Origin of the sequence: Nostoc sp. UCD121 (assembly GCF_014222285.1) — a bacterium.
GTDB lineage: Bacteria > Cyanobacteriota > Cyanobacteriia > Cyanobacteriales > Nostocaceae > Nostoc.
In genome coordinates, this window is the sequence record NZ_JACKZS010000007.1 from 63,162 (window position 1) to 82,676 (window position 19,515).

14 protein-coding genes are annotated in these 19,515 nt (G+C 41.1%); 6 read left to right on the forward strand and 8 right to left on the reverse strand.

Features of this window, described 5'->3' with window-relative positions; translation table 11 throughout:
- Positions 1 to 149 precede the first annotated feature (149 nt).
- Positions 150 to 1,034 carry a tRNA pseudouridine(55) synthase TruB gene (truB, locus tag GNF10_RS02840; protein WP_185580679.1) on the reverse strand — a complete coding sequence of 295 codons (885 nt, stop codon included), beginning with the start codon at positions 1,032 to 1,034 and terminating at the stop codon, positions 150 to 152.
- 270 nt (positions 1,035 to 1,304) lie between these two features.
- Between truB and GNF10_RS02845 the strand changes: the two genes are divergently transcribed.
- Complete coding sequence (locus GNF10_RS02845) at positions 1,305 to 1,805, forward strand: hypothetical protein (RefSeq protein WP_185607112.1); 501 nt, start codon at positions 1,305 to 1,307, stop codon at positions 1,803 to 1,805.
- A 70-nt stretch (positions 1,806 to 1,875) separates the two neighbouring features.
- Here the strand turns inward: GNF10_RS02845 and GNF10_RS02850 are convergent, their stop codons facing one another.
- The 3 genes from GNF10_RS02850 to GNF10_RS02860 all read right to left on the reverse strand — a co-directional run bounded on the left by GNF10_RS02850 (position 1,876) and on the right by GNF10_RS02860 (position 6,795).
- The gene (locus GNF10_RS02850) at positions 1,876 to 3,630 is read right to left on the reverse strand and encodes an ATP-binding protein (protein ID WP_185580656.1); all 1,755 of its coding nucleotides are present in this window, start codon (positions 3,628 to 3,630) and stop codon (positions 1,876 to 1,878) included.
- A gap of 278 nt (positions 3,631 to 3,908) precedes the next feature.
- Positions 3,909 to 4,385: a response regulator gene (locus tag GNF10_RS02855; protein ID WP_185580657.1), complete on the reverse strand. Its 477-nt coding sequence runs from the start codon at positions 4,383 to 4,385 to the stop codon at positions 3,909 to 3,911.
- Positions 4,386 to 4,437: 52 nt separating this feature from the next.
- On the reverse strand, positions 4,438 to 6,795 hold the full coding sequence (locus tag GNF10_RS02860; protein WP_185580658.1) for an ATP-binding protein: 2,358 nt from the start codon (positions 6,793 to 6,795) through the stop codon (positions 4,438 to 4,440).
- 72 nt (positions 6,796 to 6,867) lie between these two features.
- Here GNF10_RS02860 and GNF10_RS02865 point away from each other — a divergent pair, with 72 nt between their 5' ends.
- On the forward strand, positions 6,868 to 7,005 hold the full coding sequence (locus GNF10_RS02865; protein WP_311774097.1) for a hypothetical protein: 138 nt from the start codon (positions 6,868 to 6,870) through the stop codon (positions 7,003 to 7,005).
- A gap of 111 nt (positions 7,006 to 7,116) precedes the next feature.
- Here the strand turns inward: GNF10_RS02865 and GNF10_RS02870 are convergent, their stop codons facing one another.
- Both GNF10_RS02870 and GNF10_RS02875 read right to left on the reverse strand, forming a co-directional pair.
- Positions 7,117 to 8,820 (reverse strand): alpha/beta hydrolase, encoded by a 1,704-nt coding sequence (locus GNF10_RS02870; RefSeq protein ID WP_185580659.1) that lies wholly within the window; start codon positions 8,818 to 8,820, stop codon positions 7,117 to 7,119.
- A gap of 430 nt (positions 8,821 to 9,250) precedes the next feature.
- Positions 9,251 to 10,174: a DMT family transporter gene (locus tag GNF10_RS02875; protein ID WP_185580660.1), complete on the reverse strand. Its 924-nt coding sequence runs from the start codon at positions 10,172 to 10,174 to the stop codon at positions 9,251 to 9,253.
- 286 nt (positions 10,175 to 10,460) lie between these two features.
- Here GNF10_RS02875 and GNF10_RS02880 point away from each other — a divergent pair, with 286 nt between their 5' ends.
- Positions 10,461 to 12,563, forward strand: a complete 2,103-nt coding sequence (locus GNF10_RS02880) for a cytochrome-c peroxidase (protein WP_185581156.1) — start codon at positions 10,461 to 10,463, stop codon at positions 12,561 to 12,563.
- A 230-nt stretch (positions 12,564 to 12,793) separates the two neighbouring features.
- Here the strand turns inward: GNF10_RS02880 and eis are convergent, their stop codons facing one another.
- Complete coding sequence (eis, locus tag GNF10_RS02885; protein WP_185581155.1) at positions 12,794 to 13,972, reverse strand: enhanced intracellular survival protein Eis; 1,179 nt, start codon at positions 13,970 to 13,972, stop codon at positions 12,794 to 12,796.
- A 199-nt stretch (positions 13,973 to 14,171) separates the two neighbouring features.
- On the opposite strand from eis, the gene GNF10_RS02890 reads away from it, so the two are divergent.
- The 3 genes from GNF10_RS02890 to ptsP all read left to right on the forward strand — a co-directional run bounded on the left by GNF10_RS02890 (position 14,172) and on the right by ptsP (position 19,045).
- Complete coding sequence (locus tag GNF10_RS02890; protein ID WP_185581154.1) at positions 14,172 to 14,645, forward strand: hypothetical protein; 474 nt, start codon at positions 14,172 to 14,174, stop codon at positions 14,643 to 14,645.
- Between the two features lie 595 nt (positions 14,646 to 15,240).
- Entirely contained in the window at positions 15,241 to 16,437 is a 1,197-nt protein-coding gene (locus tag GNF10_RS02895; RefSeq protein WP_185607113.1) for a phosphodiester glycosidase family protein, read from the forward strand.
- 88 nt (positions 16,438 to 16,525) lie between these two features.
- On the forward strand, positions 16,526 to 19,045 hold the full coding sequence (ptsP, locus tag GNF10_RS02900; protein ID WP_185581356.1) for a phosphoenolpyruvate--protein phosphotransferase: 2,520 nt from the start codon (positions 16,526 to 16,528) through the stop codon (positions 19,043 to 19,045).
- Here the strand turns inward: ptsP and GNF10_RS02905 are convergent, their stop codons facing one another.
- Positions 19,046 to 19,435 (reverse strand): hypothetical protein, encoded by a 390-nt coding sequence (locus tag GNF10_RS02905; RefSeq protein WP_163927593.1) that lies wholly within the window; start codon positions 19,433 to 19,435, stop codon positions 19,046 to 19,048.
- Positions 19,436 to 19,515 lie beyond the last annotated feature (80 nt).

Genomic DNA, 19,515 nt, shown 5'->3' on the forward strand with positions numbered 1-19,515 from the left:
GCCATTCTCCCGTCTAGTTAACACAGCGATCACTTCAGTCCTTTGTGCTGTCCGCTCTATAATCGCCTCAATCTGTCCTAACCTTTCTTGCATAGTAGTTCGTTATATTATTCTTCTTGACAGATGATAAATGACCAATAACTAAGATATTAAGAAATTGGTTCAAAAACCATTTGAGGGATCAACACTTCATCTTGTAATTGCCCAATACCTAAAAAACGAGTTTCTTCATCATAAACTCGCACTATTGTAGGAACATCAAAACTTAGAGAAATTCGCTGACCTTGACACCACTTTTGAGCAGATGTTGCTGCTAAAGTAACAGATGACAGATGTTGTAAGGCTGCATCTGGACAAACGGGTTGAAATATTCCGGCTTGTAGTTGTGCTTCTAAATCAGTCAAGGTGAAACTATCGGTTAAATTGAAACCACTACTTTCGGTACGGATTAAAGCCGCAAGAGTACCACCAGTTTCTAAGTTTGCACCCAAGTCACGAGCGATCGCTCTAATATATGTACCAGAACCGCAAGCGATCGCCACATCCAATTCCGGGAAATCTCCTTCTCTCCAGTCCAAAATATCTATCCGAAAAACTTCCACTGTTCGCACTGGAACTTCTACCGTTTTGCCTTGGCGTGCTAAATCGTAGAGACGTTTACCATCCACTTGGATTGCACTGTAAATAGGTGGTATTTGCTCAATTTTGCCTTTAAATTGTGCTAATGCAGTTTTTACCTCTGCCAAACTCAATCCAGCGCAAGGTTGAGAAGTGATGATTTCACCTTGCAAATCATCGGTTGTGGTACGCACACCCAGGCGAATAGTGGCTTTGTAAGCTTTGTTCTCTGGCAGATATTGCAATAATCTTGTGGCTTTACCAAGGGCAATTGGTAAAACCCCTGTGGCGGCTGGATCTAAGGTTCCCGCATGTCCGACACGTTTGAGGCGCAACAATTTTCGCACCCGCGCTACACAGTCGTGGGAAGTCCAGTCAAATGGTTTGTTTAAGTTGAGAAAACCTTGAGATAACACAAAATCAATACTTACAGCTTCTAAACTCTATTAAATACTTATTTAAGGCTCAAAGCATTAATATTTGGTAACTAAAGCTTAATCCAGCATTAATTTATACACATTAACCACCTTCAATATCTCCTGTAAGCACTTTACCGAATAATACACACAAAATTCAGATAACGCCGAGTATGTACAGTAAATACCACATTGTCACTTCTAAGTGACAACACATAAAATACTTTTACCAAAATAATCATCGATAGGGTTTTATAAACAATAAATTAAATGAAAAAAGCAATTCTCACTACTACTATGTTAATTCTTTCTTCAATGCTGATTGCAAGTTGCGGTGATGACAATAGTACTTCTCAAGAAAATAAAGTTAATCAAGCAAATACTGCAACAACTACTCTAGCTAATTCTGCAAAGAAAGGAAAGCTAAATGATATCGAATTTGGTAAAAAAGCTAGTAATCCAACATCAAATGAAAAAACACTTATTAAAAATAATAAAACTAATGAAATTCCTCACAATAAAACGATATTGGGTACTATCAAAGATATGCAGAATGTAGACTTAAAATGCTATGTTACTGTTGTTGATGAAAAAGGTAAATTATATGAAGGTATCGGGGCAACATTTGAGGTTTGCGAACCAGATAAATACGTCAATAAAAAAGTAAAGATGTCTTATGGGCTAGAAAATGTCAGTGATTGCCAAAGTTCTGAGCCTTGCGGTAAAACAATCGAAGAATGGCTAATTACCAACATAGAAATTCAAGAGTAAGAATCACAATATTTCTTTTTAATATTGTAAGTAATACAGATAAGCTATAAGTACTATATACTTCTACAAATCAAGTTGATGATGGGTAAAGTTGCTCGATTGGGAATACCTTTGGTAAGCTGACTGTAACTTTAGTTCCTTGCCCTACTTCACTAAATAAGGTGATATCGCCACCATGTAATTCTACACAACCTTTAGCGATCGCCAATCCTAAACCAGTACCAGGAATTGTATCAACGTTACTTCCGCGACAGAAGGATTGAAACAAATTTTCTTGATCTTTAATCGGAATACCAATTCCATGATCTTGGATGTAAAAGATCACCTCTGATTCTTTACCGATCAGGTGAAACTCTACAGTTCCTCCATCTGGAGAATACTTAATTGCATTAGACATTAAGTTAATAAAAATTTGCTGCAACAGTCCCCGATCGCCCCAAAAGCCTTGGGTATGCCCAGTAATTTGAAAAATTAATTCGTGACGATCGCCTGTTGTTTCTCGCTCTTGTTCTATAAGATCGGAAAAAAATTGCAGCAAATCTAGTGGAATTGGTTTAAATTTGGGTTTTTCTAGTTCAAATTGGTTAACCAAAAGCATATTATCCACAAGTTTGGACATATACCTTGTTTTCTGTTCAATAATTCCTAAAAATCTTTTTTGTTTAGACTCATCTAATTGCTGGCTATGTTTTGCTAAAGTTGATGCAGCAGCCAGAATTGAAGTTAACGGCGTTCGATACTCATGAGAAACTGTTGCAATAATTTGAGATTTAAATACATTGAGTTGCTTTTCTTTAGCAAGGGCTGCTTGAGTTTGGGCTAGCAATTCAGCTTGTTGGATAGCGATCGCTAATTGTACCGAAACTTCATTGAGCATTTGGGCATCATCAGTTTGCCAATGTCGTTCTCCAGAATTTTGGTGAGCAATCAACAAACCCCAAAGCTTGGGAGTTGGGTTGCCATTGTTACTCAAATTAATGGGAACTACTAGACTGGCATTAGTATTAAATTCCTCTTTCAGGCTGACACAATTACACAACCCAAGCTCATAAATATAAGGGATTGGGGATTGGGGATTGGGCACAAGAGGCAGAGGGGCAGGGTGCAGGGTGCAAGGGGGAGAATGAGTAATTAATTTACCTCTTTCCTTCCTCTGCTCCCTGCTCCCGGTTCCCTGCTCCCCTGCTTCTTCCCCAGCCGCGACGCGATCGCACAATGCGACAGTGCGGAATGACTCAACTGATGAGGCAACTATTTTACCGTCAGTATCTGGGGCGAACTGATACACCATCACGCGATCGCAATTTAGAAGTTGCTGTACTTCTGCGACAGCTGTATTCAAAATTTGCTCTAGGTTAAGAGACTGGCGAATTCGTAAAGCAGTTGTAGCAATTAAGCGCTGTCTTTCCTGAGTTTTGTTAAGTTGGGCTTGCAAGCATGATTGCTTAATAGCGTTTCGGACTGCTAATTGCAGTATGTCCTGTGTCAGATTATGCTTAACCAAATAATCCAGCGCACCCCGTTTCATTACTTGCACAGCTACCTCTTCATCACCCCGCCCTGTCAACATAATCACAGGTACAGAAGTCTTAAATATCTCCTGCTGCATCTGATCGAACAGTTCTATCCCACTCATATCAGGTAGGCAAAAATCCAGCAGAATGGCATCGCATCGGATTTTTTGGCACAAAGCAAGTCCTTCTTCAGCACAGTCTGCCTCAAATATCTGGTAGGACTGCTGCGGATCTTTCAACAGATATCGGCGATAGATTTTCCGATCTGCTGCACAATCATCAATGATGAGTAGCGTCCTTATGTCCAACATATACAAGTATGAGGATCGGGAATGTAGATCCCTTTTATCCAGATTGGTTTTTATTGCATAATTCTAAAAATAATATAAAATAAGTATAAATAAAATCTAAATTCTTTAGTAATCCTAAAGAAACAGCAAAATACTCAAAAACAGAAAAATGGGGAAAAGGAATCTAGCAGAGACAAACAGACACAGTGACTCAAAGAAGAAAATGTCTCTGTGCCCTCTGAAACGTCTCCTTTATTATCCTTTTTTCCCTACTGCCTCATCAACAGGCAATAAACAACTTAATCCTCCAAGACTGGCGGCATATTGGCTTCAAGCCAGTAATCCACAAATGCCTGGATCGTCTTTTTTAGTTCCTGAGCATCCATCGGCTTTACCAGATATCCATTTGCGCCCTTTTGGTAGCACAACTCAATATCCTTGGGGTTAGATGATGTGGTAAAAACAACGATGGGGATTTCCTTGAAACTCTTGTCTTGCTTGAGCCGATCTAAAATGTCACGGCCATCAATACCTGGCAAATTCAGATCGAGCAAGATCACAGAGGGTCGTAATGCTACTTTAGAGTTGGGTAAGTTTTCGCCTTTGCTATGGGCATCGCTCCCCTGTTGATACAGGAACTCTAAAACCTCATCCCCATTAGTACAACGATGTATGGGGTTCTGGACGGACATGAGCCGCATCAGACGTTGTAGCATCCGAAAATCTTCATTGCTGTCCTCAACAACAAGCAGAGGTTCATGAAGTTTTTTTGTCATTCGTGGTCTTAAAAGAGCTTAACAAAAATACATATTTGGTTATTATCTTAAACTATTCCAGCGTGAAATAGAAAATAGAGCCAACGCCTACGGTAGATTCAACCCAAATTTGGCCGTTATGAAGCTCAACAATCTTCTTAACAATAGCTAGTCCTGCACCTGCTCCTCCACCGTATTTTTCCTGAGAGTGCAGCCGTTTAAATAATCTAAAGATAGTTTCTAAGTGATGCCGTGGGATGCCAATACCGTTATCTCGGATATAAAAGATTGGGCATTGGGCATTGGGCATTGGGAACTTGTACTGAGCGAAGTCGAAGTATTGGGAATTGGGAATTGGGGATTGGTCAATCATCAATAGTTCATCTTTCCCTGCTCCCTGCCCCCCTGCCTCTTCTTGAGAAAGGTAGCCAATCTCAACCCATTGCTCTGCTTTATCGTTGTATTTGAAGGCATTGCCAAGCAGGTTACTGAAGACTTCATTAACGAGAACCCGATCGCACTGAATTGTTGGTAAAGGCCGAGGAATGCGAATATCCACAAGCGCAGAGTCTTGTCGACTTGCACGAAAAACATCAATTACTTGGTTGAGCAATTCGTTGAGATCGGTTGCTTGTTCTCGGAGATGTGCTTGTCCTAACTGCGAGAGTCGCAGCAAAGCATTAATCAGAGTTTCCATACGTACTGATAAGGATACTACTGTTTGCAAGCACTCAATTCCATCATCATCTAAGACTTGGGCATAGTCTTCTAGCAGCACCGTCGAGAAGTTATAAATGCCCCGTAAAGGTTCTTTGAGATCGTGAGAAGCAGCGTAGGCAAAGGATGCTAGTTCTTGGTTGCTGCGTTCTAACTCCAGGTTGATTTTAGCTAATTCATCCGCTTTTGAGAGGACAATACCCACGATCGCATTACTCAGAGCGATCGCACTTTCAAGTTCACACCCTTTCCAAGGTAAAGAAGTTAATCGAACCGTTTCTTGCCATTGTTCAAAGGATTTTCGGGGAGACTGGGTATAGCTACCATCTTCCTCGGCTTGAATGGATTCTTGGGGATTTCCTGCCCAGTGTACTGTTTGAATAACTTCAGGGCGAAACCAAAGAATATAATAACGCCGGACTTTAGAAATTCGCAGCAGCAACAAACCACTGGCAGTATCTTTAAATATGAGTGCTTCTGGATAAAGCTTCGGCAGAGAATCGGTAGAAAACAGGTTGTCACTAACTTGAGTATCTGCCCATTCAATTAACGCCCGCACCCGATCAATATTTGGTGTTGCTCCCACAAGGTTAATTTCATTATCCAGACAAACCGCCGCTCCAGAGGCACTGACAAAATCTAGCAAGCGGATTTCCGGTTTTATTAAGGCATCGATAAAATTATCTGCTTGGGAAATAGACTCTAAAAACTCAGACTGTAGCGATTTGAGCTTTACCTTATAGTCCCATTCCGAATTACTAATTTTGTGCGCTAACTCTGAACACACAATTTGCCCCAAAAATTCGCACATCTTGCGTACTTCATAAGAAATATGCTTTGGCGTTTGATGATGACAGGATATTAATCCCCAAAGCTTTTTATCTTGAATCAGCGAAATTACTAAAAGACCCTTCACTCCCATATTTTGATGATATTCAGCACAACACCAATCAAAACTCCGTAGCACAGAGTAGCTTAAATCAAGAGGCTGATGTGTTGTCGGATTTTGTGTTGGAATTAGTTCAATGGGTTCGGCCGTCAAATCAGGAAGAAATCGGAGAAAGCAGCGCGTGTATAACTCCCTAGCCTGCGCTGGAATATCTGTAGCGGGATAATGGAGTCCTAAATAAGGTGATAAATCTTCCCGTTTAACTTCTGCAACAACAGAACCCGCTCCCGACTCATCAAATTGATAGACCATCACCCGATCGAAACCGATGATTTTTTGGACTTCTTCAGCCACTAAATGCAAAAATTCTACCAGGTTTGATGTAATTTGCATTTTTGCGATCGCTTCACCCGCCAAAGCATGAAAGCCTAAAAAACTCACCTCATATTTTGAGTCAGTCGGTTCTAATTCCAGAATCACAGCCTCTTCTGTACGATGAGCGATCGCATCAAAATCTCGTACTCCATGCAAAGTATTTATTGATACTTTAAAAGTATTAGGACTACCAATTTTTTTTACCAAGCACTGCTTTACAGCTTCTACTTGTTGAGCTTCTAATAAATAGCTCAATGGTTTACCAAGCAAGTCTTTTGGCTCTTTATCTACATAAGCTCGGGTATTGTTACTAACTTGCAGTATCTCTAGCTGAGTACTGAGCGCTAGTAGTACACCATGAGGTTGAATAGAGCCAGGTATATGAATAGGTTTGCGATCGTGGTTAGTCAGAGCAGTCGCTTGGGTAGTAGTATTTTTAGGCTGGCTCATAAATCAACTTATGTAAAGCTGAATTTTACAATAGCGCAATTAATTGTCACATTTCTTTAAAGTATATATGGAATGATAACCAGTGGAGTAGTGTTAGCCGATCAGATCAAATCACTAGACTGGAAAGTTAGAAAAGTTTTGTTTGTAGAGAGAGTTGAAGAGGATCTAATTGAAGAAGTGCAAGCAAGAATTGAACCTCTGATTTTATAAAGGTGCAAATAAACTCTACAGACGTAATTAATTACGTCTGTATAAATCAAATAAAAATCATTACATGCAGCAATGCAACACCAATATCCAACATCCAAAATCCGAAGCTGACTATGGTGTTGGGAACTTTTTTTTTACGGTTTTGGCTCCTTGTATATCTAGCAATTGAGCTAATTCGGTTGTATTCAATGACTTGACAAGACTTAAACCAAGAGACTTACTAGAAATGCTTTGAGTGTAGGCGGCGTTCAGGTAAGGGGTGTATTGTGGTTTTCCTGCAATGTATGTTTGGAAGAAAGATAAACTTAAAACATTCATGTAACGACGCGCTTGCGAAGCATCACCAATCATATCAGTAGGTAATGCTACTTGTTGATTTGCAGGATTGCCATTACCAATAGTGGAAAAGTGAGTACCACCTACAAGCATGACGAGATATTTTTGTGAATTCGCAAACCAGGAGAAAGGTAAAATTTGCTCAGATAAAGCTGGTGCAACTGTATCATCACTACTGCTGACAATCATCACTGGAGTTTTGATTTGACTTAAGCCAGCTTTGCCGAAAATAGAACTAGTAATGGGATTAACTGCGATCGCAGCTTTTACTCTCTCATCCCGCAGGTTATAATTCTTGCCAGACTTGCTAATGCTCAATTCTAAAGCGCGACACTGGAGCAGTAAAGACATATTCCAGGTTTTTTGCAGTGCTGCTGGTTGACAGTCTTGTTTTAGCTGCTCAAAGTTGATTTTTGCGCCTGCTAAGGCTAAGGCTGTGTAGCCTCCCAAAGATTGACCAAATACTCCGACTTGTTGCAGATTTAAGCGACCTTTAAACCTTGAATCAGATTGATTACCTTTTTCCAATTGATTCAATATATATGTGACATCCAAAGGTCGGTCTTGAAATTCACCTGGTTCTGCTACTTCAATGGCGTGTCCCTTTAACAGAGAACGTAATTGTTTAGCATCACTACCAGGATGATTGGGAACGACAACGGCAAATCCATAAGAAGATAGGTGCGTAGCTAAATATTGAAAGTTACTGCTATCTAAACCCAAACCATGAGAAATCACAATTATGGGTGCGGTTTTCTGGACATTGGGAATGTAAACATCAGTTAATAAAAGCCGATTGCGCTTTGAGTCAAAAAACTTTAGGGTGTATTTTTGAGACTTAAACTTGCCAGGAACCTTTAAATCAGGCAATTGCGAGAGATTTGGTTGTGGAGTGGTAGCAGCTTCTATTTTAGACTCTTGGGAAACTGCTGCGATCGCACTATGGGTTTGGTTAACAAGTTTCTCTAATTCCGTAGCTATTTCTAAAGTCTCTGCAACATCAAGACGAATGCTGCTGCTGGGATATTTACGCAAAACATTCAAAAGTGTCAAGCCTCCCGATTCAGCAGAGGCTGAAATTAGCGCCGAACGCAAATTACCAAATCCTGGTTGACTGGTTTTAATGACTTGCGCCAACCGATGCAGCAAAAATTCTCCTTGCGGTGTGTAGAGAAGTTGCGAAAGTACTACCGGACTAACTTTCACGCGATTAAGTAAAATCCGTCGCAATTCTGGAAGCTGTTGTAGAGGCAGATATTGCTGATACGCGGCCAAATCTTCGTTAATTACACCTGTTTTGGCATAGTTTTCTAAAGTGTTGACTGAAATGGAAAGCTCTAAGGCTGAATAAGATGCATAAATCCGCTCTGCTGCCAAGACAGAATTGCTAATTCCAAACGTTGGCAGCAGTGTTGAAAGAACCAGCAATAGGGAATTCTTTCTCAGGCTGCTGGCCCAATTACCAAACAAACTATTCATCGCTCAACTGTTTCGGTGGTCTGTTTTTATCAGGTGTTGGCTTTGGTAGTTATTCGGACACCCTGCTTGGTTTACTTTAAGTTTTTAGCCTCAATTTTATCAAAACAGAATTTAGGAGTCAGCCGTTATAATTCAGTATGAATTTTGTATAACTTGCGAATGTAGAAAGCTTTATCTGACTCCTGAATTCTGATTTATGAATTCTTTTTCAAGAATTTTTTTCTCGGCTAGAAAGTCAAAAATCAGATCCTACAGTGTCACACAGATGGGTAAAGTATCCATCTTATAATGGGTGACTCCCGTAGTTCGCCTTCACTATCAAATCATAACAAATAAAAAATACTCCGCCTCAGTATTTATGTTGTAGCTTTGAATGTTGCACGGATTCTATAGATAAAGAAAACAGTAAAAATCCTGAAAATCCTTACTACTAATCAGCTTTTCCTAATGCGATCGCCACTGAACCTGTAACGACTAAACCTGCTCCCAATATTGCTACCAAACTGAAGTGTTCTGATGGTATCCAATCAGGTGCAATAACTGATACAACTGCAACTGATATTAATGTCACAACGGGAGCTAAAGCTATTACGGCACTTACTCGTGATGCTTCCCAATGTTCTAATGATTCGGAAAAAGCACCGTAAGCAATTAAAGTATTAAAAGCACAAAAAAGCAACATTCCTAAATGGAAAGGATCGAGTATCAAAAGTGATTTTACTTTGGCTAGAGGAGTGAATAATAAAGCACATCCTCCATAAATAATCAACATAATGCTGGCAGAAGATAAAGATTGTAATAACTGCTTTTGTGCTAAAGCATAAATCGCCCATGACGTTGATCCTAGTGCTATAAAAACACTACCTAGTAGATATGTGCCATCTGCTGTAATTAGATTCGTTAGTTGTTCACGAAAAAATAAAACATAACCGCAAATCATTACACTGACACCAATCCATTGATACAGCCGATAACGTTCTTTAAAAATTACTAACCCTCCGAAACCTAATAAAAGGGTAGATAATTGAATTAGAACTTCAGCGTTAGCAGGTGATGTTAGTGATAAACCTTGGGTAAAAAAGAAGTAATTACTCCCTAAGAATAGTGTAGCGATCGCTAATAATTTCCAAGAAGCAGAACGTAGTTGTTCTAACTTTGGTAACTTGCCACGTATTCCTAAATACATAGCAAGTAGTAAAAATGATACCGAAAATCGAAACCAGATGACGGTATAGACATCAAGTACTTGCAGAATTACTGCCAGAGCAATAGGTAAAATTCCCCACAATAAAACCGTTAATAGCGATAATACTAGCCCTAAACGCCAGCGACCAGAACTTTGATGTAGTGACATTCAAGTATCCTACTCAAAGTAGGGCTGATGATAAGTTAAAACGTATCTAATTTGCATGTTTAAATTTTACAATCTTTTATTGATAATCTATCTTAATAGCTTAGTAAAAACAAATTAAATGTAGAACAGCTTATTGACCTTACTCAATTTATTTTTAGTGCTAAATCATGGCATTTCTTGTTCATAGAAAATTTGTAAATAGCGTAATTACTTTACATGAATATTAAAATTCAGGGTTCCACGTAAACGTATAATTTGTTTCAGTTTTATTTTAGTACTAAGCATTATGGGGTTTCTACCCAATTTAAGCTTAGTAACTTCTATTACAGGCTTATCCATTTACTTACTACTAACCTCAAAAAGTCGATTTTTGCTCAAATCTATGGTGACAAAAATAAAGCGCCAAGAGTGGAGATTCAAATATGGCAAGCTTAACTACCTGAGATCAAGATTTTTAAAGACTATAACAATTGCTGTCATTATTATGGCAGCAATAATAGCTGGAAATACTGTCTCAGCCCAGGTTACGCCACCGCCTCTACCTTCGCTCAAAAGCATATCGGTTCCGGAGCCGGACAATCTTGGAGACTTCGTAAAAGACAAAGTAGCCGCCATAAAGTTAGGAAAAACTCTTTTTTGGGATATGCAGGTTGGGAGCGACGGCATAACCGCCTGTGCTAGTTGTCACTTCCATGCTGGGGCCGACAATAGATCCAAAAATCAGATTGCTCCTGGACTTTTACGGATTAACCCTGATGGTACAGAGAATCCAGATGCAGTTTTTAATGTTGGTGGTCTACCAAACTACCAACTCAAACCAGAAGATTTTCCGTTCCATAGTAATAATAATGATGTCAGTTCTTCTCAGGGCATCTTCAATAGTAAGTTTGTTGATGTCATACCTGGTAATGCACAAGACCAAGTAACAAACGAGCCAGATCCAGTGTTTAACGTGGGAGGCGTAAATGTGCGCCGCGTCGAGCCGCGTAACACTCCAACTGTGATTGATTCAGCATTCAACTTCCGCAACTTTTGGGATGGAAGGGCACAAAATATCTTTAATGGGGTGAATCCCTTTGGTTTAAGAGATCCTAATGCTGCGATCGCTAAAGCCGCAAACCCAAATAAACTAGAATTTGTCAAAGTCAGTCTGAAGAATGCATCTTTGGCATCCCAAGCGGTTGGCCCGCCACTCAGTTCCTTTGAGTCGTCTGCTGATGGTCGAACTTTTCAAGAAATTGGTGATAAGTTCGGGCGAATTGACAAAAGATCCCTCAGCGCTGGTAAAGGTAAAAAGCTCCCCCGAAAACTTGCGAAAAAGTTATTGCCTCTCAGACCGCTAGGTAAACAGGTAGTGCATCCCCAAGACAGCGTTTTAGGTGCAGATAGTAGATCGCCCAAACCCGGACTCAAGGATAAAACTTATGGGCAGCTAATTCAAGATGCTTTCAAGCCGGAGTGGTGGAAGTCTAATCAACTCATCCAAGTTGATGCTGAAGGTAGAAGGAATTTTGTCAAAAAGCCCGATCGCTCCTTGGAGACTAATGAGTACACATTAATGGAGTACAACTTCTCACTATTCTTTGGGCTGGCAGTTCAGTTGTACGAGTCTACACTCATTGCCAATGATACGCCCTTTGATCAGTTCTTAGAAGGAAAAACTAATGCCCTAACTTCTGAGCAGAAACTAGGGAAAGTATTGTTTGAGGGCAAAGCTTTCTGTATTGCTTGTCACGTTGGATCGGAATTGACAGCTGCTTCAACAAGCAATGTGACTAAAGAAGGACGAATCAAACGTGCGCCCTTCCCGCCAAACTCCCCTGAAGACACTGGCTTCTTCAATATCGGTGTCAGACCTACTACAGACGACCCTAGTTTGGGTAGTAAGGATGCTTTCGGTAATCCGCTTTCAGAAGCACGATTGGCTCAGTTAGGGAAATTTCAGCTTCTCCTTGGCGAAAATCCTCCCACCTTGAATCCACCGTTGAATCCTAATGAATTTGTGTTTGCAGACGGAGCCTTCAAAGCACCTGGACTTCGCAATGTGGAACTCACTGCTCCCTACTTCCACAATGGAGGTCATGCAACCTTAGAGCAAGTGATTGATTTTTACAATCGGGGTGGTGACTTAGGGCTTCTTCCTCCACTGCGTCTCTCACCGGAAGAAAAACAGCAATTAGTCGCCTTTTTAAAAGGTCTGACTGATGAGCGAGTTCGGTATGAGAAAGCGCCTTTTGACCATCCGCAACTGTTCGTCCCCAATGGACATCCATCAGGTAGCTCTACAACCGTTGTCAATGACGGTACTGGCAAAGCTACAGATAGTCTATTAGAAATTCCTGCTGTTGGTAAGAATGGTGGTAGTGGTACTCCAAATTTCTTGAGCTAACTAGCCATTTTCCATTACCTTAATCAAAAAAAATCATAAACCTTTATTTTTAAAAGGTTTAGGTTGGATTGAGGAACGAAATTCAACACCAACGAAAACTAATTTTAACAAGGGGTTTAAGACAAAGGGCTTAAGCCCCTTGTCTGTTTAAGTAAGTCAGGTGAGGGAGATGAGGAGAAGAATTAATAACCAGTCCAATGCCCAATTCCCAATTCCCAATTCCCAATTCTTTAAAAGAAATCAGCCATCCAAGGCGAAGCACCTGCAAATATTTGCGTAGCTGCTAAAATAGCCGTTTCTGTACCATTCAGTTTTCCCGCTATTTGCAAATGGTAGGGGGTAAACAAGCTTGAATATAATGGTGCTAACTCCCGGATATCTAGCTGCAACTCACCCTTTCCACCTTTTATGACTTCTCCACGTCCGTTAGCGACAGAAAGAATAAATTTACCATTATTTTCAGTTAGCAAATTATCTTGAATTTCTAAGTGCAATTCGGCTTGGATTGCCGGTGGATAACCACGTAATTCCAACGCCTTGACTACATCTATTATCCGCAGCAACCAACGACTCGTAGTCTTAATCTTGGCAGTTTGCTCTGGTAGCAGCAATGTCAGAGAATCAATTGCAGAACTCTTCCACCGCACCTGTTGAATTTGAGAGCGATGACTTGCTAGAAAAGACCAGAAAGTTTGTGCAGCAGCAACTGTATTTAGTACCCAATCTTTGACGAAGAGGATTTCACCATTATTTGTTCGCTCTTGAGTAAAAATGATGTAGCCTTGGGGTTGGTCTTGAGTACCAATCAAATAGGTATAGACTATTTCCTTATCATTTGGTTGAATTATTCGTTCCCAAATTGCTGGATGTCGGTCTAAATATCCATGCGTTTGTCTCGCCTGCTGCTGATATAGCTCATGAAAGACTTCATGATTTATGCTTGCTACTAATTCCAAAGGTAGGGGTTGCTCTCGTACTTGGATATTTTGGGTAGCAATCTCCCAAATACACCAGCTACCCCCCTGCTCATAACCTACTTTCCGGTACAAGCTTTGAACAGCTGGATAAAGAGCGGAAATTGCTATACCTCTATCGTAAAGTTCTTTGAGGGTGTGCTGCATAAGAGCGATCGCAGCCCCCGAACCCCGATATTCTGGAGCAATGCCCACTACGGCAATTCCTGTCATTGGTACACGTTGACCACCCCACCACTGACCCATGTCGAGAGTTGCTAATCCACCAGCTACTTGCTCTAATCTCCGAATAATACGGAAATTTTCTACGCCAATCATGTTGATGTAAGCTTCCTCACCACCAAGGGCGCTGATGAAACACTGTTCAAGGATATGTTCCAACTGCTGGATATCCTGTGGATGGGCGAGAGTGCTGTATTCAAATTGAGCCATCATCTCTTATACCACTAGTATTACAAAACCAGAGCTATACTACAACGGATGTTTTTAAGTGCTTCATCAACTTAGTACGCAATGGTGGAAATAAATATACTATGCGATCGCGCGGTTCGGACAAGATAGAAATACCATATTGAAATTTATTTTGTATAGCTGGGCACTCTAGATTAAAGAAACATACTGGAGGGTTATTCTTATGTCTACGACCTCAATTAGTGCAACACTGGCACAAACACAGAGAGATGCTGTGTTCCAAGCGATCGCTACAATTAAAGAAAACTTACCATTTTTAGTTGATTTGAGTGCAGATGACCGAAAAGCTTTACCTAAGATGGGAGATAAAAGTCGGGCGTTTGTAAGCAAAGCATTAGAGGTGGCGACGCAAAACCCAGAGTTCTTACCGCGATCGTTTGACATAGATGAGATGCGGAAAGATGTGCAGTTGTTTGAAGCGTTGTATCCACTATTGCTCTCGTTGACACAATTGCAAGATTTGGTAGATGATACATCCTTGGCAGTAGGCAGCGAAGCTTATGCAGCCGCCTTGCAAGTATATAACTATGCTAAAGTCAGTGGTCAGGGCACAGGTTTAGATACGATGGTTGAAGAAATGGGGCAACGGTTTTCCCGTAGAAATCGGAAAGTCAAGTCTCAACAGGTAGCACCGTAGGAAATAACTCATCAATTGCACTGTTGAAGTGCAAGTTTAAAGCTCAAAGCTTGAACGTTCGAGCAAAAAGGTCGGGGTTCCGAGTTCAAAGGCTCAACGTTCGAGCAAAAAGGTCGGAGTTCCGAGTTCAAAGGCTCAACGTTTGAGCAAAAAGGTCGAAGTTCCGAGTTCAAAGGCTCAACCTTCGAGCAAAAAGGTCGGAGTTCCGAGTTCAAAGGCTCAACCTTCGAGCAAAAAGGTCGAAGTTCCGAATTCAGAGGCTCAACGTTGAGATTTTGAGAGCGATCGCAAAAGCATTTAAAATACGGTTAGGTTAATATCCCCGATGGATCTGGTTTTTCAAATCATCTATACTTGGTTTTTCCTGTCAACGCATTAGTCCTATAGCAATCCTAAATGAATGGTGAAAATGCGCGATGTCCAGATCCCCGACTTCTTCGATAAGTCGGGGATCTAATTTTAATTGAACTTAAAACTTGGGCTTTAGAACCTGAAACTTCACCTTCTGAACTCAAAGCTTAGATTTAAAAATTTTGCTAATATTTAAATTTCAATTATAATTCCAAATACTTATTTCTAACTCAATCAAATACTCATGAATGTTGTAATCAATTTATTGCTTTTTTTGTTGCCAATTCTGAGTAGCTTTTGGATTGCCCAAACTTTCAACCCTTTATCTTCTTATCAGCCTCTCCATGCTATAGATGGAGCGGCTTTATATAAAAAAGAATTAACCAATGGGAATGAAGCCTATTTACAAGTTATTGACCTCCGCAAAATACACATAGACCAAATTATCGGAGAAGTAGATAATATGGGTATAAAGGAGGGTAAATATTATCAGGGGGAAAGTAAATATTACAGTCCTTTTTTCAATAGAAAATTGTTTTCTGAAGTTGCAGAAAAATATAGACAACTTTACTCAAATAATGTTTTCTCAATAATTAATTGTTCTTTTTTTGAGCAATACGAGTCTAGTACTCAATTATCCTTTCCAATTAAATTAAATGGTGTAGTCATCAGTGGTGGCAATAGCCCTTATGGGCCAATCAAAGAACCAAAAGATAAATACTATAGTAATATTCGTCTCAAAGCTCTAGTCTGGGATAATAAACAGGCATACATTACCGATTACAACCAGGTTAGCGGCGCACCTCTCAACCAAAATGGAGTGAAAAATGCGATCGTTACTTACCGATACAGCGATCATCCAGCAAAAGTCTTAGCTCAAAACCAAGCAAATAAGTATCAAGTCATCGGTACTCTAAACAAAGATAGTGTTAAAGGTGACGAGTTATTGTTGATTATGACGGTGAACAAAGCAACTCTGGATGAGGCAGCCGATTTATTACGTAAATTAGGAGTTAAAGGCGACATCATTACTGTTGACGGCGGCAGATCAACTTATCTGTTCAATTCCCAGAACGGAAATATTATTGTTCCCCAACTTTCTAAACCGCAAGAAAATCCTGCCTTCCGAAACCTTCCTCATTATTTGGGATTCCGTAAGACAACTAAAAATCAGGTTGCACCAAAAATCTCGATCGGTCAGCTAACAGCTAAAGTACTTCCCACGAAGGATCAGCCCTATTTAATATTGTGGCAGGATAATTTTGATAGCGATGTCTCGATTAAGCTGTACGATGGAAACAAACTTATCCAAAATATTTCTTCCCGTACCGCTAGCGATGGTGTTTATGAGTGGATACCACATATTTCTGTAAAAGAAGGCTACTTTATTCGTATTTCTAGCTGGAAAGACCGGAATATCTTCGGGGACTTGCAATTGTAATCAAGATAAACGCTGTTTTTAGCGGTGCGGAATGGGAGATTGGAATGGATAACTAGCTAAACGCAAACCTCTTGACAAGTTTGGCGCTATGGCAGCGATCGGAATTGTTATCGTCTCTCACAGTAAACAACTAGCTCTAGGTGTGCGGGAACTCGCCGCGCAAATGGTTCAGGGCCAAGTTTCCATCGCTGTTGCAGCAGGTATTGAAGATCCTGAAAATCCATTGGGTACAGATCCGATTCAGGTTTATGAAGCGATCGCTTCTGTTTTCTCTGATGATGGTGTTTTGGTATTGATGGACTTGGGTAGTGCTTTGCTGAGTGCAGAAATGGCCATTGAGTTTTTGCCAGAAGCACAGCAACAAAAAGTGTATTTGTGTGAAGCACCTCTAGTAGAAGGTGCTGTAGCTGCTGTTGTTGCGGCGGGGGCTGGTAAAAACATTCACCAAGTCATGGCGGAAGCACGCGGCGCACTCCTAGCAAAAGCAACTCAATTGGGTGTAAGTCCGTTGTCAGTTGTCAGTGACAACATCGAAGCCAGAAATTCAGAATTTCCCGTCAAAGAAATCCGGTTAATTGTCAGCAATCGCTTAGGATTACACGCCCGTCCCGCAGCCCAGTTTGTGGGAACCGTCGCCCGCTTTCAATCCCAAATTCTGGTGCAGAATTTAACGAGGAATACTGGGCTAGTTCGGGGTGACAGTATTAACCAAGTCACCACTTTAGGGGTGCGTCAAGGACACGAACTAGTAATTACTGCCACCGGTTCGGATGCAGATGAAGCGCTGGCGGCATTACAGACGTTATTTACAAATAATTTTGGTGAAGATAATGTTGCCTTGAATTCTCCACCAGTATTTCACCACGAAGTTACGCCAGCAACTCACGGCGAACTTTCGGGAATTGCCGCTTCTAGGGGAGTAGCGATCGCACCCGTTGTTCATTATCAACCCACTCATATTACGATTACGGAATATCATGTAGACGATCCTGAATCAGAGTGGCAAAGAGTACAAGCAGCAATTCAAACTGCTCGACAAGAAATCCAAGCAGTTTTTTCCCAAGCATCTCTGCAAATTGGTGACACTGAAGCCGCCATCTTCGATGCCCAATTATTATTTTTAGAAGATCCAGTATTGTTGGAAGCGGCTCATCAGCGTATTTTAGACCACCATATAAATGCTGAAGCAGCTTGGCAAGCCGTAGTCGAGGAGGTGGTGACTTCCTACCGAAGACTTGAAGATGCTTATCTGCAAGAGCGAGTTGAGGATGTTGTTGACGTAGGGCAAAGGGTACTCCGATTACTAGCTGGGAATGCCCCTGCTAACTTGCATCTTTCGGAACCGGCAATTTTAGTAGCGACTGATTTAACCCCCTCAGATACCGCTAGACTAGATCCGACAATGGTGTTGGGTATTTGTACAACTTTTGGTAGCGCCACCTCCCACAGCGCCATCATCGCCCGGACATTGGGTATTCCCGCAGTTTTGGGAGTAGATTCCCAGGTGTTGCACTTGGCAGATGGTACACTTATGGCGCTTGATGGTGAAAGTGGCAAAGCTTGGGTAGAACCAGAATCACATATCCTGGATTTACTGGAGGCAAAGCGAGAGGCTTGGCAAACTGCCCAACAGGAAGCACGAGCAACGGCACACCAGCCAGCAATTACTCTTGATGGTCGGCAAGTTAGCGTTTTCGCCAATATTGGTAGTATAAATGATGTCCAAGTTGCTGTGGCTAGCGGTGCAGAAGGGGTGGGATTACTCCGCACAGAGTTTCTTTATTTAGATAGAATCAGCGCCCCTACAGAAGAAGAACAACTTGAAGTGTATCAGGCGATCGCCCAAGTTTTAGATAATCGTCCGCTAATTATTCGTACTTTAGATGTCGGTGGTGATAAGCCACTTCCTTATCTGAGAGTTGGGTTTCCAGAAGCAAACCCTTTCTTAGGCTGGCGGGGAATTCGTTTCTGTTTAGATCATCTGGATTTATTCAAAACTCAGTTACGGGCAATTTTGAGAGCCAGTGTAGGACACCAAATTAAGATCATGTTGCCAATGATTGCCACTGTGACAGAGGTACGCGCAGCTAAAGCAATTTTGGGTGAAGTGCAGGCTGAACTAAATCAAGCTGGTATTCCCTTTGATGCAGCCATGAAACTAGGGATTATGGTGGAGGTTCCATCAGCAGTTGCGATCGCAGATCAGTTAGCAGCTGAAGTAGATTTCTTTAGTATAGGGACTAACGATCTGAGTCAGTACGTCATGGCTAGCGATCGCACTAATCCCCGCGTGGCAAATTTGGTTGATGCGCTACATCCAGCCGTGCTGCGAATGGTGCAGCAAACTATCCAGGCTGCTCATGCCGCTGGGATTTCGGTAGGATTATGTGGAGAATTGGCAGCAGATACTATAGCAACACCAATTTTATTAGGTTTAGGGCTGGATGAGTTGAGCGTCAATCCTCAAAGTATACCTGGGGTGAAACAGGCGATCGCTCGATTGAGTATAGTTGAGAGTGAAGCGATCGCGGCATCAGCATTACAACAAGATTCCGCAGTTCATGTTAGAGAACTAATCTCAACTTCAATTATTCCCCCTACGAATTAGTTAAAATCTGATTCCCAATTGCCCGTTAAAACCACGAATAGAATTGTAACCAGCACCAACAAAAACATTATCAGTAGCACCTACCTGAACACCACCGGAAACTGCAACACCTTTATCTTCTGAATAAAGTCCAACTCCTACATAAGGTGAGATGACAGGCAAACTGATAAATTTCAAAACATCTACTCCCGTAGCGCCATCAGGGCCAGTTCCTAGCTCAACCCCAAAATTTAAAGCTCTAGCGCCTACAGCATAAGTTATATCACCATCTTTTCCACCGACTGAAACCCAAGGTTGCGGTACAAGTTGAGCCGATGCTTGACTTGGAGCAAATAAAGCTAATAAACCGATAGATGTAATTAATGTTTTCGCAATAATCGCTATTTTCACGTTTTTTCCTGCACCATCTTAATTGTTTTGTCAAAACAACCCCTACTATTAACTAGGGTTTGTCTATGATGACTAATCGT

Coding starts and splice junctions, on each gene's coding strand:
- GNF10_RS02845 (WP_185607112.1), top strand. CDS start 1,305: ATGAAAAAAGCAATTCTCACTACTACTATGTTAATTCTTTCTTCAATG.
- GNF10_RS02850 (WP_185580656.1), bottom strand. CDS start 3,630: ATGTTGGACATAAGGACGCTACTCATCATTGATGATTGTGCAGCAGAT.
- GNF10_RS02855 (WP_185580657.1), bottom strand. CDS start 4,385: ATGACAAAAAAACTTCATGAACCTCTGCTTGTTGTTGAGGACAGCAAT.
- GNF10_RS02860 (WP_185580658.1), bottom strand. CDS start 6,795: ATGAGCCAGCCTAAAAATACTACTACCCAAGCGACTGCTCTGACTAAC.
- GNF10_RS02865 (WP_311774097.1), top strand. CDS start 6,868: ATGATAACCAGTGGAGTAGTGTTAGCCGATCAGATCAAATCACTAGAC.
- GNF10_RS02870 (WP_185580659.1), bottom strand. CDS start 8,820: ATGAATAGTTTGTTTGGTAATTGGGCCAGCAGCCTGAGAAAGAATTCC.
- GNF10_RS02875 (WP_185580660.1), bottom strand. CDS start 10,174: ATGTCACTACATCAAAGTTCTGGTCGCTGGCGTTTAGGGCTAGTATTA.
- GNF10_RS02880 (WP_185581156.1), top strand. CDS start 10,461: ATGGGGTTTCTACCCAATTTAAGCTTAGTAACTTCTATTACAGGCTTA.
- eis (WP_185581155.1), bottom strand. CDS start 13,972: ATGATGGCTCAATTTGAATACAGCACTCTCGCCCATCCACAGGATATC.
- GNF10_RS02890 (WP_185581154.1), top strand. CDS start 14,172: ATGTCTACGACCTCAATTAGTGCAACACTGGCACAAACACAGAGAGAT.
- GNF10_RS02895 (WP_185607113.1), top strand. CDS start 15,241: ATGAATGTTGTAATCAATTTATTGCTTTTTTTGTTGCCAATTCTGAGT.
- ptsP (WP_185581356.1), top strand. CDS start 16,526: ATGGCAGCGATCGGAATTGTTATCGTCTCTCACAGTAAACAACTAGCT.